This is a genomic window from Kitasatospora sp. NPDC094015, assembly GCF_040304075.1.
Taxonomy (GTDB): Bacteria; Actinomycetota; Actinomycetes; order Streptomycetales; family Streptomycetaceae; genus Kitasatospora.
This window is the reverse complement of sequence record NZ_JBEOUL010000001.1, coordinates 98563-115558: the sequence shown is the minus strand read 5'-3', so window position 1 is coordinate 115558 and position 16996 is coordinate 98563. Positions and strand designations below refer to the sequence as shown.

Annotated in this window: 16 protein-coding genes; 7 read left to right on the top strand and 9 right to left on the bottom strand. The window is 76.4% G+C overall.

Annotated elements, in window-relative coordinates:
- Positions 1-133: 133 nt before the first annotated feature.
- The 3 genes from ggt to ABT014_RS00490 all read left to right on the top strand — a co-directional run bounded on the left by ggt (position 134) and on the right by ABT014_RS00490 (position 3676).
- The gene (ggt, locus tag ABT014_RS00500) at positions 134-1921 is read left to right on the top strand and encodes a gamma-glutamyltransferase (protein WP_350635241.1); all 1788 of its coding nucleotides are present in this window, start codon (positions 134-136) and stop codon (positions 1919-1921) included.
- 148 nt (positions 1922-2069) lie between these two features.
- Positions 2070-2873 (top strand): exodeoxyribonuclease III, encoded by an 804-nt coding sequence (locus tag ABT014_RS00495; RefSeq protein WP_350635239.1) that lies wholly within the window; start codon positions 2070-2072, stop codon positions 2871-2873.
- Positions 2874-3049: 176 nt separating this feature from the next.
- Positions 3050-3676, top strand: a complete 627-nt coding sequence (locus tag ABT014_RS00490; protein WP_350635237.1) for a hypothetical protein — start codon at positions 3050-3052, stop codon at positions 3674-3676.
- Between the two features lie 73 nt (positions 3677-3749).
- Here the strand turns inward: ABT014_RS00490 and ABT014_RS00485 are convergent, their stop codons facing one another.
- Entirely contained in the window at positions 3750-4484 is a 735-nt protein-coding gene (locus tag ABT014_RS00485; RefSeq protein ID WP_350635235.1) for a lysoplasmalogenase, read from the bottom strand.
- On the bottom strand, positions 4481-5341 hold the full coding sequence (locus ABT014_RS00480; protein ID WP_350635233.1) for a sterol desaturase family protein: 861 nt from the start codon (positions 5339-5341) through the stop codon (positions 4481-4483). The genes ABT014_RS00485 and ABT014_RS00480 overlap by 4 nt, the downstream gene beginning before the upstream one ends.
- Positions 5342-5477: 136 nt before the next feature.
- On the opposite strand from ABT014_RS00480, the gene ABT014_RS00475 reads away from it, so the two are divergent.
- Positions 5478-6932, top strand: a complete 1455-nt coding sequence (locus ABT014_RS00475) for a DUF2398 family protein (protein WP_350635231.1) — start codon at positions 5478-5480, stop codon at positions 6930-6932.
- 10 nt (positions 6933-6942) lie between these two features.
- Here ABT014_RS00475 and ABT014_RS00470 read toward each other — a convergent pair whose 3' ends face one another.
- The 4 genes from ABT014_RS00470 to ABT014_RS00455 form a co-directional block, all read right to left on the bottom strand.
- On the bottom strand, positions 6943-7146 hold the full coding sequence (locus ABT014_RS00470; RefSeq protein WP_350635228.1) for a cold-shock protein: 204 nt from the start codon (positions 7144-7146) through the stop codon (positions 6943-6945).
- Positions 7147-7212: 66 nt separating this feature from the next.
- The gene (locus ABT014_RS00465) at positions 7213-7401 is read right to left on the bottom strand and encodes a hypothetical protein (protein WP_350635226.1); all 189 of its coding nucleotides are present in this window, start codon (positions 7399-7401) and stop codon (positions 7213-7215) included.
- 106 nt (positions 7402-7507) lie between these two features.
- Positions 7508-8125, bottom strand: a complete 618-nt coding sequence (locus ABT014_RS00460; protein WP_350635224.1) for a TetR/AcrR family transcriptional regulator — start codon at positions 8123-8125, stop codon at positions 7508-7510.
- A 75-nt stretch (positions 8126-8200) separates the two neighbouring features.
- On the bottom strand, positions 8201-9112 hold the full coding sequence (locus tag ABT014_RS00455) for an acyl-CoA thioesterase (RefSeq protein WP_502894800.1): 912 nt from the start codon (positions 9110-9112) through the stop codon (positions 8201-8203).
- 113 nt (positions 9113-9225) lie between these two features.
- On the opposite strand from ABT014_RS00455, the gene ABT014_RS00450 reads away from it, so the two are divergent.
- The 3 genes from ABT014_RS00450 to ABT014_RS00440 are packed head-to-tail and all read left to right on the top strand — an operon-like array spanning position 9226 to position 14226.
- Positions 9226-10587 carry an SWIM zinc finger family protein gene (locus ABT014_RS00450; protein WP_502894799.1) on the top strand — a complete coding sequence of 454 codons (1362 nt, stop codon included), beginning with the start codon at positions 9226-9228 and terminating at the stop codon, positions 10585-10587.
- Positions 10584-13232, top strand: a complete 2649-nt coding sequence (locus ABT014_RS00445; RefSeq protein ID WP_350635222.1) for a DUF7824 domain-containing protein — start codon at positions 10584-10586, stop codon at positions 13230-13232. Before ABT014_RS00450 ends, ABT014_RS00445 begins: the two co-directional genes overlap by 4 nt.
- A 52-nt stretch (positions 13233-13284) precedes the next feature.
- A complete protein-coding gene (locus tag ABT014_RS00440; protein ID WP_350635220.1) occupies positions 13285-14226 on the top strand; it encodes a DUF389 domain-containing protein in 942 nt (313 codons plus the stop codon).
- A gap of 39 nt (positions 14227-14265) precedes the next feature.
- On the opposite strand, the gene ABT014_RS00435 is transcribed toward ABT014_RS00440, so the two are convergent.
- The 3 genes from ABT014_RS00435 to ABT014_RS00425 all read right to left on the bottom strand — a co-directional run bounded on the left by ABT014_RS00435 (position 14266) and on the right by ABT014_RS00425 (position 16885).
- The gene (locus ABT014_RS00435) at positions 14266-15411 is read right to left on the bottom strand and encodes an MBL fold metallo-hydrolase (RefSeq protein ID WP_350635965.1); all 1146 of its coding nucleotides are present in this window, start codon (positions 15409-15411) and stop codon (positions 14266-14268) included.
- A 400-nt stretch (positions 15412-15811) separates the two neighbouring features.
- Positions 15812-16267 (bottom strand): MaoC family dehydratase, encoded by a 456-nt coding sequence (locus ABT014_RS00430; protein ID WP_350635217.1) that lies wholly within the window; start codon positions 16265-16267, stop codon positions 15812-15814.
- A gap of 102 nt (positions 16268-16369) precedes the next feature.
- Positions 16370-16885: a pyridoxamine 5'-phosphate oxidase family protein gene (locus tag ABT014_RS00425; protein ID WP_350635213.1), complete on the bottom strand. Its 516-nt coding sequence runs from the start codon at positions 16883-16885 to the stop codon at positions 16370-16372.
- Between the last annotated feature and the right edge of the window lie 111 nt (positions 16886-16996).

Genomic DNA, 16996 nt, shown 5'->3' with positions numbered 1-16996 from the left:
GAGGTGTCAGTAACTCGTCGGAAGGTCTCGGACCGGTAACGAAATTACCGGCGGGTAGTGCGCCGATGCGCGGTTGTCCTGTCCACCACACGTGTGAAAGAACGGGAAGCTGACGCTGCCTCAGGAGGCCCGTATGAGAATCCTGGCCCGTTCCGCGCCCGCCCTGGCCATCGCCGCCGCCCTGGTCTGCGCCGCGGTCGCCCCGGCCGCGGCCGCCGCACCGCCCGCCAAGACCCCGGAGGCCACCGGCTACGGCGGAGCCGTCGCCAGCGTGGACGCGGACGCCACCGCCGCCGGCATCGAGGTGCTGCGTGCGGGCGGCAACGCGGTGGACGCGGCGGTCGCCGTCGCGGCCGCCCTCGGGGTGACCGAGCCGTACTCCGCCGGCATCGGCGGGGGCGGCTACTTCGTCCTCTACGACGCCCGCACCGGCCGGGTCACCACCCTGGACGGCCGCGAGACCGCCTCCCACCGCTCCGACGACACGCTGTTCCTGGAGAACGGCAAGCCGCTCGCCTTCGCCGACGCCGTCACCAGCGGACTGTCGGTCGGCGTGCCCGGCACCCCGGCCACCTGGCAGAAGGCGCTGGACCTCTGGGGCACCCGCTCGCTCGGCGAGGTGCTGCGCCCGGCCGAGCGGATCGCCGACCGCGGGTTCACGGTCGACCAGACCTTCCGCGACCAGACGGCGCTCAACCAGGCGCGCTTCCAGGACTTCCCGGCCACCCGGCAGCTCTTCCTGCCGAACGGCGCCCTCCCGGTGGTCGGCTCCCGCCTGCGCAACCCCGACCTCGCCGCCACCTACCGCGAGCTCGGCCGCCAGGGCACCGACGCGCTCTACCGGGGCCCGATCGGCGCGGACATCGTGCGCGCCCTCCAGCACCCGCCGGTGGACCCGGCCTCCGGCCGCAACGCCCGCCCGGGCCAGGTGACCACCGCCGACCTGGCGGCCTACCGCGCGCTGGTCCAGCAGCCCACCAAGGTCCCCTACCGGGGCCTGGAGGTGGACGGCATCGCGCCCTCCTCGTCCGGCGGTACCACCGGCGGCGAGGCGCTCGGCATCCTCGCCCGCAGTGACCTCGCCAAGCTCGACGACACCCAGTACTACCACCGCTTCCTGGAGGCCAGCCGGATCGCCTTCGCGGACCGCGGCCGCTGGGTCGGCGACCCGCGCTTCGTCCAGGTGCCCACCGCCCAGCTGCTCTCGCCGGCCTTCGCCGCCGCCCGGGCCTGCCTGATCGACCCGGGCCACGCGCTGACCAGCCCGCTCGCCCCGGGCGACCCGTACCACCCGGCCGCCTGCGCGAGCAGCGGGCCGGCCGTGAGCGAGACCTACGAGGGGCCCAGCACCACCCATCTGACGGTCGCCGACCGCTGGGGCAGCGTGGTCTCCTACACCCTGACGATCGAGCAGACCGGCGGCAGCGGCATCACCGTCCCCGGCCGCGGCTTCCTGCTCAACAACGAGCTGACCGACTTCTCCTTCGTGCCCGCCACCCCCGGCGTGCCCGACCCCAACCTGCCCGGCCCGGGCAAGCGCCCGCGCTCCTCGATCTCGCCGACCATCGTGCTCAAGGACGGCCGACCGCTGTTCGCCACCGGCTCGCCCGGCGGCTCGACCATCATCACCACCGCGCTCCAGGTGGTGCTCGGCCGGATCGACCGCGGTCTGACGCTGGAACAGGCGATCGCCGCGCCGCGCGCCAGCCAGCGCAACACCGCCGCGACCAGCGCCGAGCCCGCCTTCCTGGCGCTGCCCGAGCGGGCCCGGCTGGAGGCGCTCGGGCACGTCTTCGTGGACGGCGGCGAGATCGGCGCGGCCACCGGCGTCGAGCGGCTGCCGGACGGCCGCTGGCGGGCCGCGGCCGAACCGGTGCGGCGCGGCGGCGGCTCGGCCGCCGTGGTGCGGCCCGGCCGCTGACGGCCCGGCCACCGGCGGCCCGGCGCCGATCCGGCCGGGGTTGTCGGTGCCGGACGGTATGTTCGGGGTGGGTGCCCGGAGGTCGGCCCGCACGGGTCGACCGGGGCGCCCACCCCTCGTCCGCACCGCCCCGGGAAGGCCGCCCGCCGTGACAGTCCGTATCGCCACCTGGAACATCAACTCCGTCACCGCCCGGCTGCCCAAGCTCCTGGAGTGGCTGGAGAGCGCCGCGCCGGACGTGCTCTGCCTCCAGGAGCTGAAGTGCTCCACCGACGCCTTCCCGTACGACGCGGTCAAGGAGCTCGGCTACGAGACCGCCGCGCACGGCACCGGCCGGTGGAACGGCGTCGCCGTGGTCTCCCGGATCGGCCTGGACGACGTGGTGCGCGGCCTGCCCGAGCAGCCGGGCTACCTGGCCGACGGCGCGCTGCTGCCCGAGGTGGAGCCGCGGGCGATCGGGGCCACCTGCGGCCCGGTCCGGGTCTGGTCGGTCTACGTGCCCAACGGGCGCGAGGTCGGCCACCCGCACTACCAGTACAAGCTGGACTGGCTGGCCGCCCTGCGCGGGACCGTCCTGGCGGACGCCGCCGGCGCCCGGCCGTTCGCGGTGCTCGGCGACTACAACGTGGCGCCCACCGACGAGGACGTCTTCGACGTGGCTGCCTTCGAGGGCCTGACCCACGTCACGGAGCCCGAGCGGGCCGCGCTCGCCGCGCTCGCCACCGCGGGCCTCCAGGACGTGGTGCCCCGCCCGCTGAAGTACGACCACCCGTACACCTACTGGGACTACCGCCAGCTCGCCTTCCCCAAGAACCGCGGCATGCGGATCGACCTGACCTTCGCCAACAAGGCCTTCGCCGACGCGGTGACCGACAGCTACGTCGACCGCGAGGCCCGCAAGGGCAAGGGCACCAGCGACCACGCTCCCGTGGTGGTCGACCTCGACCTCTGAGCGCCACCCGCCGGCGGCCCACCCGTGACGCACGGTGACGGTACGGACCCGAACGGGCTCAACCGGGTGGCCGCCCGGCGTGGCGCTGCCTAGCGTCGCGGGTAACCAGGTGCAGCTGTTCGATCACGCGGACGCCGGAGTCCGCCCGCTGCACCGGAGAACCCTGGAGGTACGGCATGCGCCGCACGTGTACGGCCGCCGCAGCCCTGCTGGGCGCGACCACCCTGCTCGGCCTCGCCGGGCCGGCGGCCCAGGCCAAGGACGTCGCCCCCGCGTGGGTCAGTCCCGCGGAAGGGGCCCCGGGCCAGACCGTGACCGTCAGCGTCACCTGCGACACCAGCTCCGTGAAGACCGTCACCGCCGCCTCCCAGGCCTTCACCGGCGGCTCGGCCACCCTCACCGTCGGCCCCGACGGCAAGTACAGCGGCCCGGCCAAGCTGGTCGCCCAGCAGGACCTGGTCGGCACCGTCAAGAAGGCGCTCCAGGGCAACTCCTGGGGTATCGACGGCAAGTGCCCCAACGGGGACACCTTCACCGGCGCGGTGGCGGTCACCGGTTCGGCGTCCTGGGGCGGCGGCATGCCGTCCGAGGGCTACAAGCCGTCCGCGCAGCCCGCCCAGCCCGCCCAGCCCGTCCGGCCCCAGCCCGCCGAGCCGCAGGGTCCGCACGGGTCCGTCGGGACGGGCCTCGGCGGTTCGATCCACACCGACGGCCGGGAGCTCGCGGCCGGCGGGGTGCTGGTCGCGGGCGGCGTCGCCGGCTTCTGGCTGCTGCGCCGCCGCCCCGACGGTCAGCGGTCCTGATGCCGGTACGGCGAGCCCTTGCTGATCGGCGCCCCGTGGTCGCACCGGGGCGCCGATCCGCGTCCGGGCCCGGTCAGGCCGGGGCGCCGAGCGGGGCGCCGGCCCCGCCGGTGTACTCGTCGCCGGGCTTGTCCCGGTCCGCGCCGTCCGCCTCCTCGTCGAGCTCCAGCGCCCGCAGGGTGCCGGCGGCCAGCAGGAACTGGGCGGCGATGTAGGTCGACATGATGAGCAGCTCGTGGCCGGGCAGCTCCTTCCAGCCCGCCAGCCGGGTGGCGATCAGCGAGTCCGAGAGCAGGAACAGCGCGCCGCCGAGCCCGGTCCGCCAGCCCCGCCCGGCCGAGGTGACGGCGGTGGAGGCGAGCAGCAGGCTGTAGCCGGCCACCGGGACCTTCAGGTCGCCGAGGCCGGGCCAGAGCTGACTGATCATCGCCGCCCAGGCCGCCGCGTACGCCGCCGCGACCACGGCCGTGCGCCGCCGGTCGGTCAGGGCGCCCTGCTGCACGAACATCGTCACGTAGCAGACGTGGGCGGCCGCGAAGGAACCCATGCCCGCCAGGAACGCGGTCTCGTCGTCGAACTGGAGCGCCACGTCGCCGCCCGCGCTCAGCAGCAGGGCCGGCGCCAGCAGCTTCGGGGCCCGCGGGCTGCTCGCCAGGGTGTGCGCCGCGAGCAGCGGCATCAGGGCCGGCTTGGTGGCGTTGCGGAGCACGGAGGCGCCGGCCGCGATCGCGCCCAGGTGGGTGGCCGAGGTGACGGCGTAGCCGGCGAGCAGGCCGCGGGCGGTGCGCAGGCGTCGGGTGATGGTCATGCGGGGGTGCCCTCCGGGCGGTCGGCGGTGCCGGGCTGCCAGCCCGGCCCCTTGATGAGGTGGCGCACGCGGTCGCCCCAGCCGGCGGCGCCGGCCAGGTCACGGGCGATCGACACGTACTCGTGGGTGGCCACCCGCAGCGGATTGTAGGTGTCCAGGTTCTTCGTCAGGCCGTAGACCGGCCTGGTGGTCTCCGGGGTGAAGCTGCCGAACAGCCGGTCGAAGACGATCAGGATGCCGCCGAAGTTGCGGTCCAGGTAGCCGCCCTGCGAGGCGTGGTGCACCCGGTGGTGCGAGGGGGTGTTGAAGAGGAACTCGACCGGCCGGGGCAGCCGGTCGATCCGCTCGGTGTGGATCCAGAACTGGTAGACCAGGTTGACCGAGGAGCAGAAGGCCAGCGCGGCCGGGTGGACGCCGGCGGCGATCATCGGCAGGTAGAACACCCAGCTCGTGGCGCCGGTCCAGGGCTGCCGCAGCGCGGTCGACAGGTTGTAGTGCCGGCTGGAGTGGTGGACCACGTGGCAGGCCCACAGGATCCGGATCACGTGGTGGCCGCGGTGCGCCCAGTAGTAGCAGAAGTCCTGCGCCAGCAGCATCAGCGGCACCGTCCACCACAGCACCGGCACCCGCAGCGGCGTCAGCTCGTACAGCGCCGAGTAGACCGCCAGGATCGGGATCTTCCAGCCGGCGTCGAAGAGCAGGCTGCCCAGTCCCATCCCCAGGCTGGTGCCGGTGTCCCGGGCGGCGTAGCCCTGCTCCTCCTCGTCCGGGTGGAACCGGTAGGAGACCAGTTCCACGACGGTGAGCAGGACGAAGGCGGGTATCGACCACAGCACGACGTCGGGCAGGTTCGGCATGCCCGTGACGATAGGGGAGCATCCCCGAGCTGCGGAAGAGGTTGTTACCGCCGCGTAGGAGCACGGGGTGCCGCGGGCCCGGGCGGGCGGGCACGCCTGCGGCGGTCGGGGGCCACCGTCTAGTCTGGTGGGCGACATGGAGCAGCACGAGTACGCGACCGGCGCCGGGGAGGTGCCGGGTCGCACGGGGATCGGGCGCGCGGGCGGGGCGGGGCAGCTCACGGCCCAGCCGTCGGCCGACCTGTACCCGGCTGCCCAGGAACTCGCCGCCCGGCTCGCGCAGGCGCCGCCGCAGGCCGCGCACGACCTGTTCACCGCGGCCTTCGGCCTGTACGGGGCGCGCCACTTCGGCGCCGCGCTGGAGCCGGCCGACCCCGCCCCGGCCGACACCAGCTGGTGGCACGGTCCGAGCGCGCACCGCTCCGCCGCCCTGCGCACCCGCCCGCTGCGCTACCGCCGGGGCCGCGGGGACGCCGCCGGTGCCCCCGCCCCCGCCCCCGTCCCCGTCCCCGGACCGGCCGAGCCGCCCGGCGGCGCGGGGCGGCACCGCAAGCCGGAGCGCCCGCGCGGCGCGGCCGAGCCGGCCTCGGCGGTGGAGCGGCGGACGGCCGCCCGCCTGCTGCTGGCCCATCCGCTGGTCACCGACTCCGGCCCGCACGCGGCGGGCTTCCCGCTGGTGCGGCGGCACGCCGACTGGCTGGCCGAGCGCTTCGAGCGGGTCCTCGGCTACCGGCTGTCGGTGGCCGAGCGGCACGCCCGGCTGCAGAAGGCGCCGCTGCCCGGCCGCACCCTGCCGGGCTTCGCGCCCGCCTCGTACGCCTGCCTGGTGCTGGCGCTCGGCGCGCTGGCCGACGGCCGGGCCCCGGACCTCGACCACCCGCAGGCGCTGGCGGTGCTCCGGGGCTGGCAGGTGGTCGGCCGGGACGCCGACGGCGGCCCGGTGGTCGACCGCGAGCTGGCCGCCGCGCTCGCCCCGGCGGCCCCGCTGCCCGCCGCGGGGCCGGAGCTGACGGTGCGACGGCTGCTGGTGGAGACGCCGGTGGTGCTGCTGGACGAACTCTCGCCGGCCGAACGCGACTGGCTGCTGCCGCGCCGGGGCGCCGAGGCGGCGCTGCTCGCCGACTTCCTCGGGCTGCGCACCGAGGTACGGGCCGAGGGCGTGGCCCTGCTCGACCCCGCGGACGAGCTCACCGACCTCGCGCTGCCCGGCACCGGCACGCTGGCCCAGGCCGCCCTGCTGCTGGTGCAGCGGCTGGTGGAGGAGTTGCGCCCGCTGCCGGGGGAGGCCGCGCCGCCGGCCGTGCTGATACCCGACGCGCTGATCGACGGCGCGCTCGGCGACGTCACCGACGACCACGGGCTGCGGGCCGGTTGGAGCCCCGAGTACCTGGCCGACCGCCCGGCGTTCCGGCGGGACGTGCTCGACCTGCTGGCGGGGATGCGCCTGATCGCCCCGGCCGGCCGGGCCTGGCTGCTGCGGGCGCCGGCCGCCCGCTACGCGCCCGCGGCGGAGCCCGAGCCGGTGCCGGGATCGGGCCGCCACTCGCGCCCGCACGGGGACCTCGACGACGGCCCGGACGGGGAGGGGTGAGCCGGCCGGCCTATTTCGGCTGGACGCGCTCCGCGACCGCGCGGTGCTCCTGCACGGTCGACTCGTACTCGACCGCCTGCCCGCTCGCCAGGACGTGGTCCTCGGGGCCCATGATCGAGTCGTAGTAGACGGTCAGCTCGGGACCGCCGTCGTCGGGGACGATGAAGCCGTAGCCGTGGTCCGGGAAGTAGGACCGCACGGTGCCGGTGGCCATGGTGCCTCCTCGGGACGAAGAGCGGTGGTCACCTGCAGTATCCGCGCGCGGCCCGGCGCCCACCACTCAGCGGGCGGCGGTACTGGCCGCGGGCACCTGCCGTACGGTCTCCACGGTGGCGCCGACGCCGAGGCAGCCGAGCGCGATGGAGGCGGCGACCGCGGTGCAGGCGATCAGCCGGCGGTGCCGCTTGGGCAGCGGGAAGGTGTCCGGTCGGGCCGCGGCGGGCGCGACCGGGGACAGCAGGGCGTTCATGCCGGTGAGCATGCCGGTACGGCGTTAACGGTCGATACGTCCGGGTTAAGTCGCGACCCGAGCTGGAAGTCAAGACATCGGAGTGACGCCCGGGGCCCGAAGGGTCTCAGCGGGGCTCGTACGGCGTGAGCACCAGCCGGACCACGTCCTCCAGCCGGCGCCGGGCGTCGTCCAGCGTGGTGCGGCCGGTCACCCAGGCGGTCAGCTCGCCCTGCCAGGCGTGGCCGACGATGTGCCGGACCAGCTCGCCCGCCGAGGCCGGGACCTCCGACATCACCGCGTCCAGCGCCGCCCGGTCGGCCCGGGCCATGCCCTGGAGCGCCTCGCTGGCGAACGGGTCGGTCGAGGTGGCGACCGCGACCCGCAGCCGGGCCAGCTCGGGCTGGCGCTGGTAGGCCCGCATCCCGTGCCGGACGAACCGGACCGTCCGGTCGGTGCCGGAGGGCCCGTCCCGGGCGGTGCGCTGCTCGGCCACCAGGTCGGCGAGCAGCAGCCGGTGCCAGTCCGCGATCGCGGCGGCGAGCAGGTGGTCCTTGGAGGAGAAGTACCGGTACGCCGTGCCGAGCGCCACCCCGGAGCGTTCCGACACCTGTTTCATCTGGAGCCGCTCGACGCCGATCTCGGTCACCAGGGCCAGGGCGGCCTGGATCAGACTCCGGCGCCGTTCGAGCTGACGGGGCGACATCGCCTCCACCGGCCTTGGTGACAGGTCAACCTTGGTCACCCGCCCATGATACGGGGCGGGTGACCGGGTCGGTATGCGGCCTGATCAGGGCCGCGGCACCGATCGGGCCGTCGCCTACCCGGGCGGTCGGCGGCGCTCGCGCACCAGGGTCTCCTGCACGGCGGAGGCGACCAACTGCCCCTCGCGGTCGTAGAACTCGCCCAGGGCCAGCCCGCGCCCGTCCGAGACCGAGGGGCTGCGCTGCGCGAACAGCAGCCAGCGGTCGGCCCGGAACGGCCGGTGGAACCACATCGCGTGGTCCAGCGAGGCCAGCGTGATCAGCGGCGGTTCGCTGCGCTGGAAGCGGTGCGGCTGCAGGTGCAGCGCGGTGGTGGAGGCCAGCGTCAGATCGGACAGGTAGGTGAGCGCGCAGACCTGGAGCAGCGGGTCCTCGGCCGGCAGCGGGGTGCCGGTCCGCAGCCAGACGAACTGCTGCGGCACGCCCGGGATCTCGGGCGGCAGGCCGGGGGTGCCGGGCGGGATGAACCGCAGCTCCAGGGTGCGGAAGTCGGTGGCCCGGGCGAAGTCCTCCGGGTCGGCCCGCGCCCACGCGGTGAACGGGTCGGGCAGCTCCTCCGGCCCGGGGACCGGTGGCATGGTGCGCTGCCGCTCGCCGGAGCGCTCCGGCCGCTTGAAGGAGGCGGACAGGGTGAAGATCGCCTCGCCGCGCTGAACGGCCGTCACCCGCCGGGTGGCGTACGAGCGGCCGTCGCGGACCTGGTCCACCTGGTAGACGATCGGGCGCTGCGGGTCGCCGGGCCGCAGGAAGTACCCGTGCAGCGAGTGCACCCGCCGGTCCGGGTCCACCGTCCGCCCGGCGGCCGTCAGCGCCTGCGCCGCGACCTGGCCGCCGAACGCCCGCATCGGCGCACCGGCGTGGCAGCTGCCGCGGAACAGGTTCTCGTCCAGCTCCTCGAGCAGCAGCAGGTCGGCGAACGGCCGGATCGCCGACCGGCCGGCCGTCTCCTGGTTCATCGCATCCGTCACGGCACCATCCTGGCAGACCGGGCCGGGCGGCGCCGCCGAGCGGCCGCCGCGCGACAGCTGGAACACGTTGCAGAACCGCGGCACTGTCGGTACCGGGACCTAGCGTTCCGGACATGACGCAAGCCGTACAGACGTACGCCTACCTGCGCTCCTCGGCGCTGACCGAGCAGCCCTCGGGGCGGGCCCTCGCCCTGGCGACCTCCGGCGGCTGCACGCCCGCCGGCGCGGTGGCCAACCCCCGCTTCTTCAGCGGGTTCCTCACCGCCCCGGAGCCGGCCGCCGCCGCCCTGCTGGCGGTCGCCGACGTCGCCGCCGCCCGCTACCACCAGCCGCTGCTGCGCGCCTCGCTCGACCCGGTGGTCACCGCCGGCGGCGACCGGCTGCGCTTCGAGTCCTTCTCCGGCTGCTGCGGCGTGCACGCCCGCCTCGACGTGCTCGCCGACGGCCTGGACGGCGGCGAGATCGGCCACGGCACCACCAACGTGGACGTCAACAACCCGCTGCGGGAGGCGCTCGGCCGGGCCGGCGGCGCCGACCCGCTGCACCTGGCGGTCGGCCCGGACGCCCTGGAGGTGACCACCTTCGACGGCACCCTGGTCGAGAAGAAGGTCCCGCTGCCCGACCGCTGGCTGCGCGGCTTCGCCGAGACCCAGGTGCTGGCCGCCGGCTTCGACCTGCGCGCCGAGGTCCCCGCCGCCGAGGCGGTCCGCTTCCTGCGCTCGCTGCCGCGCGGCGCCGGCCGCAGCGTCCAGTGGGTGGTGCCCGCCGGCCGTACGCTGCGCCCGGCCGCCCGCCCGGTGCCCGGCGCGGTCTGCCTGCCCGGCCCCGAGCGGCTCGTCGCCCTCCAACGGGTGCTGCGCCACGCGCTGGCGCTGCGCCTGTACGGGCCGCCGGCCGGCCGGCAGCCGACCGCCTCGGCCTGGGAGATCGTGCTGCCCGGCATGCGGCTCACCCTCACCCTCTCGCCGGACGTCGCCCGCGGTTTCTCCGGCGAGGGCGGCGTGCTCACCGCGCTGGCGAGCCCGGCCGCGGCGGCCGACGCCGAGCTGGTCTCGGTCCTGCTGGCCTGGGAGCCCCGGATCGAGGTGGCGGAACTGGCCGCGCAGTCCGGGCTCACCCCCGAGCGGGTCCGGGCGGCGCTCACCGTGCTCGGCACGGCCGGCCAGATCGGCTACGACACCGCCGAGGCTGCCCACTTCCACCGTCAACTGCCCTACGACGCCGGCCGCGCCGAGGCGCACAACCCGCGTCTGCGGGCCGCCCGCGCCCTGCTGGCGGCCGGCGCCGTCCGCCTCGACCCGGACGGGCCGCTCGCCACGGTGACCGTGGACGACCACGTCCAGCGGGTCCGGCGGGCGCCCGACGGCAGCCTCAGCTGCACCTGCCTGTGGTGGGCCAAGTACCGGGGCGGGCGCGGCCCGTGCAAGCACGCGCTGGCCGTCCGGCTGGCCACCGGTCCGGAGGTGGGGGCATGACCGGCCTGCCGGCGGCGGTGCGCCGCGGGGACGTGCCCGCGACCGTGGCGGCGCTGGCCGCCCTGACGGCGGAGCAGCGCCGCGTCGCCCTGCCCGACCTGGTCGCGCTGCGCCGGGAGCAGCGCCCCGAGTGGTGGGCCGTCCCGGGGGACGTCCGGGTCGCGCTGATGATCGCCGGGGCGGCCTGCCACAGCGCGCCCTCCGCGGCGGCCGGCTGGCTCGGCGGCCAGGACTTCCGCGCGGTCGGCCTCTGGGAGCGCCCCGAGCTGCGGGCCGTGCTGGACACCCGGCCGGTGGAGTGGCGCAGCGCCGTCGCGGACCGGCTCGCCCGGCGCCCGGCCCGCAGCTGGGGCTGGAACGACTACCCGCTGCTGGAGCACCTGGTCCTGACCACCGGCATGCCCGTCCCGGAAGCGGACCAGTTCGTCACCGAGTGGATGCGCCACCGCACTTGGCAGCTGGACCCGTCCGCGCCGACCCGCTCGCTGTGGGAGCAGCTGGTGGGCGACCCGTTCGTCCCGGTGCTGGTGCCCCGGCTGTTCGAGGTGCCGGAGACCGGCGCCCTGCTGGCGACCGGGATGACGGACGTGGACAACCGGTGGGCCGGCTGCCTGGTCCGGCTCGCCGAGCGCGGCACCGTCGCGCGGCCGGAGCTGATCGACCGCTGCCTGGCCCGGCTGCTGCGCGGCGGGCGGCCGAACGACCAGCGCGGCTTCCTCGCCGTGCTCCGGGCCCTCGCCCCGACCCTCGAGGAGAACGCCCGGCACGTACGCAGCCACCTCGCCCTGCTGGACGGCCTGTCCACCGTGGCCGCGCACGCCCAGGCGGTGCTGGTGGAGCTGGACACCGCCGGGCTGCTCGGCCCCGACCTGCTCGCCGAGGCGGCCGGGCGGGTGCTCTTCCGCACCGAGAAGAAGCTGGTGCGGGCCCAGCTCGGCTGGCTGGACAGGTCCGCCCGGCGCGAGCCCGACCGGGCCGGCACCGTGGTGCTGGCCACCGCCGGGGCGTTCGGCCACCCGGACCGCGCTGTGCAGGAGAGCGCCCTGCGGGTGGTGGCCCGTCACCTCGCGGCGGCCGGCCCCGCCGTGCTGCCCGACCTGCGGGCGGCCGCCGAACTCCTCGACCCGGCCCACCACGCGCGGGCCGCCGAGCTGCTGGGCGTGCGCCCCGCGGCGGCCGACGAGCCGTACCGTGAGTTGCTGCCGCCCGTCCCGGTGCCCCGCCCGCTGCCGGGCCCGCTCGCCACCCCCGCCGAGGTGGCGGAGGAACTGGCCGCGCTGCTCCAGGGGGACCCCGACCCGGCTGCCTTCGAACGGACCCTGGACGGGCTGGTGCGCCACGCCCACCTCGACCGCGCGGCCCTCACCGAGGCCCTGGAGCCGGTGCTCCGCGGGCCGAGCTGGGACGCCCGCCACTGGGACGCCCGCCGTTGGGCCGACTGCACCCCCGCCGACCTGCTGTACGTCGCGGCGGCCGCCGCCGACCGGCTGCCGGCCGACCAGGCCTGGTCGGCCCGGGTGCCGAGCCGCTCCCCGCTGCGCGGCCAGCGGCTGACCGTCTTCGGCGCCCAGCTCGCCGCCCGGCTGGAGGAGGCGGCCTGGCAGGTCCGGGCCACCCCGCCGCCGTACCTGCTGGCGGTGCCGACCGACACCACCGGCGCGCTCGCCGCCGGGACGCTGGTGGAGCGGCTGGCCGGCTACGAGGCGGCCGGCCGCATCCCCGGCGCGGCCGACCTCGGGCAGGCGCTGCTCCGGGCCGTCCTGCCGGACCAGGCCGCCGCCGAGGCTGCCGCGGCGCTGACCTCCCCGGCCGGGCGACGGCTGGCGGCCTGGCTGCGCGAGGGCGGACTCCCGCACCAGGACGCCGTCCTGCCGGTGGAGCCCGCCGACACGGCCCGCCGCCTCGGCCGGCTGCGCTGGTGGCACTGGGAGGACCGTCGCGCCCTGCGCCCGCCCGGCCCGCCGCCCGCCCACCCGCTGCCCGCCGACGCGGCCCGCCTCGTCGCGGCGGAGCCGGCCGGCCGCTGCCCGGTCGAGGGGTTCTGGTTCACCTCCGCCGCGCACTGGACGGCGATGCTGCCCGGCCACCGCGAGCAGGTCGCCGTCCGGCTCCGCTGGGCGTTCGCCGCCGCGGCCGGCGCCGGCGGGTACGAGGACCGGGGCGCCCCGCAGGCCCTGCCGCTGCTCGCCGAGTCGGGCGGCCCGGCCGGCCCGGCGGTCCACCTGGTGCTCGGCTACGGGCTCGGCACCCGCTTCCCCGAGGACCGGGCGGCGGCCGTGGACGCGCTGCTGGTGCTCGCCGCCCGCGGCGACCTCGACGGCGCCCTGCTCGGCACCGGACTGGCCCGGCTGGCCAGGGCCGGCGAGCTGAAGACCAACCGGCTGGCCGCCGCTCTGCGTTCGGCCGCCGACACCGGCGCCCACGGCACCGTCTGGTCGGTGCTGGCCCCGGCCCTGCCGGGGCTGCTCGACGGCAAGCCGGTGCACGCCGCCGCGGACCTGCTCGCGCTGGCCGCCGACTGCGCCCGGCGCTGCGCGGCCCGGGGCCCGATCCCGGAGGTCACCGCCCTGGCCGGGCGGGGCGGCGGGTCGAGGCTGGTCAAGGAGGCCAGGGGCTTGGCGGGGGTGCTGTCGGACGGGGCGTGACACCACCCCCTACGGTGGGCAGGTCGCCGTCCACCGTTTCTCCGGAGCACTCGTGCTGCACCTGCGTCTGATCGTCCCCGCCGACCTGCGGGAGAGCGTCCTCCAACGGCTGGACGAGCTGGTGGGGGTGACCCATCTGGTGCTGCTCCCGGGCAGCGCCGTGCGGCCCGCCGGGGACGTGGTGCTCTGCGACGTCGCCCGGGAGGCCGCCGACGAGGTGCTGGCCGCGCTGCGCGCACTCGGCCTCGCCGAGCGGGGCGCGATCGACGTGGACGAGGTCGGGCTCACCATCTCGGCGGCGGCCGACGAGGCCGAACGGCAGGCGCCCGGCGAGGGCGCGGACGCGCTGGTGTGGGAGGAGGTCGCGGAGATCACCCACGAGGAGTCCACGCTCACCGCCGTGTTCCTGGTCATGCTGACGGTGGCCACCATGCTGGCGGCCTGCGGCGCGGTCCTCGACAGCGCGATCCTGGTGGTCGGCGCGATGGCGGTCGGGCCGGAGTTCGGCCCGCTGGCCGGCCTGTGCGTCGCGGTCGTCCAGCGCCGGGCCCGCCCGGCACTGCGCTCGCTGCTCGCCCTGGTGGTCGGCTTCGCGGTCGCGATGGTGCTGACCGTCGGCTTCAGCCTGCTGATGGACCGGCTGGGGCTGTTCAGCGAGGTCGGCTTCGACGCCGCCAGGCCCAACACCTCGTTCATCTGGAAGCCCGACGCCACGTCCTTCGTGGTCGCCTTCCTGGCCGGGGTGGCGGGGCTGCTCTCGCTCACCTCGGCCAGGGCCGGCGCCCTGGTCGGGGTGGCGATCTCGGTGACCACGGTGCCGGCGGCCGCCAACGCGGCCGTCGCGCTCGGCTACGGCGACTACCGGCAGGCCTGGGGCTCGGCCCTCCAACTGGCACTCAACCTGGCCGGCATCGTGCTCGCCGGGGTGCTCACCCTGCTCGTCCAGCAGGGCGCCTGGCGGCTGGTGCTCGGGCCGCGTCGCGGGCGCCGCTGAGCCCGCCGCGCGGCGCCGACGGCCCCGACGGCCCCCGGGTCAGACCGTGACGCCGCCGTCCTCCACCGTGGCGGGCTTGGCCGGCGCGGCCACCGCGAAGTCCTCCGGCACCACCAGGTCGACCGGCTCCGGCGTCGCCGCCACCGCCCGCCACCAGAGCTTGAGCTCCGGCGGGTCGGCCGGCTCGAACGGCTTGCCGGGCCGGGGCATGGCGAGCTGCGCGCCGAGCGCCTTGGCGGCCGCGACCGTCCGCTCGGCCGGCTCCGCCCACGGGTGCGGGGCCAGGTTGAAGGTGCACCAGTGGACCGGCAGCAGCACCGCCCCGCCCAGGTCCTGGTGCGCCTGCACCCCTTCCTCCGGGGTCATGTGCACCTCGGGCCAGTAGTCGCTGTAGGCGCCGATCTGCATCATGGTCGCGTCGAACGGGCCCAGCCGCTGCCCGATCTCGGCGAAGCCGGGGAAGTAGCCGGAGTCGCCGCTGTGGAAGATCCGGTGCCGCGGTCCGGCCACCACCCAGGACGCCCACAGGTAGTGCGAACTGGTGCGCGGCCCGCGGCTGCAGTAGTGCCGGGCCGGGGTGGCCGTCAGGGTCAGCCCGGCCACCTCCGCCTGCTGCCACCAGTCCAGTTCGATGATCCGCTTGGTCGGCACGCCCCAGTGCTCCAGGTGCGCGCCCACCCCGAGCGGGACGGCGAACACCGTGCCGGTGCGGCTCAGCGCCTTCACCGTCGGCATGTCCAGGTGGTCGTAGTGGTCGTGCGAGATCACCACCACGTCCACCCGGCCGAGTTCGCGCAGCGGGATCGGCACCGGGTGCAGCCGCTTGGGGCCGATCCCGAGGAACGGGGAGCAGCGCTCGCCCCACACCGGGTCGAACAGCACCCGCCGGCCGTCCAGCTCGGCCAGCACCGAGGCGTGGCCCAGCCAGGTGAGCCGCAGTCCGGAGGCGGGCGGGGTGGCCAACTCGCCGGGCAGCAGCCGGTGCACCGGGACGGCCGCGACCGGTGCCCGGCGCGCCTTGTCGCCGGTGAGCTGCGCCCGGGTCGCCTCCAGCGGCGAACGCTCGTACACCAGCCGCCGGGTGGGGACGGGGTTGCGGAAGGCGCCGTCCGCGAAGTTGGGGGAGTTCTCCACCCGCCAGCGCCGGTAGCCGTGCGGGTCGGCGCCGAACGCCTCGGTCCGCACCCGGTGCCAGGTGGTCCTGGGGAGCGCCTTGAGCCGCTTGACGTCGGCGAGTTCGGCGCCGAGCTGGAGGGTCAGGTCGACCGCCCGGCCGGCGGCCCGACCCGCGGCACGGGAGATCCAGGGGACGGGGCTGGGCACGGCACCTCCACGGTCGGAACATCCGTACGGCGGCACCGCCGGCCGAGGGTGGCGGTGGTCGGCATGCCGAGGCGCGTACGGATGCCGGAGGAGCCCGGTGCCGCACGACAGCCGTCGAATCGGACATTACCGGCAGGATGCCCGGCCCACACGGTGGAAACGGCCCAGGCGCACCGTTCGGCCTAGTGACCTCCCGGCGACCTCCCGGTGGGCCTTCCGGTGGACTCTGCGGGCTCCGCCCGGCCCGTGGTGGGGCGCTGGTTCAGGCCGCGTAGAAGCGGGTGATGGTCTCGGCGACGCAGTGCGGCTTCGGGCTGTCCTCGCTGGTGATGGTGTACCGCACCACGGCCTGCAGGCCGCCCGCCACCTCCTCGGCCGAGACCAGCACGGCGGTGGCCCGGACCGCGGTGCCGACCGGCACCGGCGCGGGGAAACGGACCTTGTCCGAGCCGTAGTTGAGGGCCATCCGGACGCCCTCGACCTGGTAGCACTCCTTGGCCAGCACCGGGATCAGCGAGAGCGTGAGGTAGCCGTGCGCGATGGTGCCGCCGAAGGGGCTCTCCTTGGCCCGCGCCGGGTCCACGTGGATCCACTGGTGGTCGCCGGTCGCCTCGGCGAACAGGTCCACCCGCTGCTGGTCCAGGGTGTGCCACTCGCTGGTGCCGAGTTCGGTGCCGACCGCGGCGGCCAGGGCGGCGGGGGAGGCGAAGCTGGTCAAGGTGCGCTCCAGGGGGAGAGGGGCTCCGGGCGCCGGTCGGACGGCCCGCGCGGGGCGGCCGCCGGCGGCTTCCGGAGAGTATGCCTACTCACCGGTCACCTGTCAGCGGGGTGGCCGCCCGCCCGGCCCCGTTCCCCGTGCGGCCCCGTTCCCCGTCCGGGCCTCGTTTCCCGCGCGGGCGCGGGGAACCCCGCCCGGCGGCGGGTCGGGCGGCGTGAGCACCCGGCGCCCGGTGATCAGCTCCGGGGTGAGCAGCACGTACATCGGTGCGCCGCCGCGTACCCAGGGCGCCAGGCCGCCCGCCAGGATCGCGCCGTAGCGCGCCGGGTCGCGGACCACCTCGGTGCGCCCGCGCACCAGGACGCTCCACCCGCTCCTGGCCGCCGGGTCCAGCTGGTCGGCCTGGAAGGCGGCCACCGTCCCGTCCAGCGCCCGCGACACGGTCCCGCCCTCGCGCAGCGCCAGCACCAGCCGCCCGTCCGGGGCGGACTCGAAGGCCACCGGCAGCACGGCGGGCAGCGCGTGCGCGGTGTACACCACCCGCCCCACGGGCACGGTGCTCAGCAGGCGCCGGCACTCCGCCTCGCCCAGCTTCTCCACCCGGTCGTCTCGGTCCATCCTCCGATGGTGCGGCGGGCGGGCGGCCCGCAACAGGGTCGATGGTCCCGTGAACGGTGCCGGTCGGCCGGTGCGCGCGGGTCGCCGATGCGGTCGATGCGGGCCCGGCGC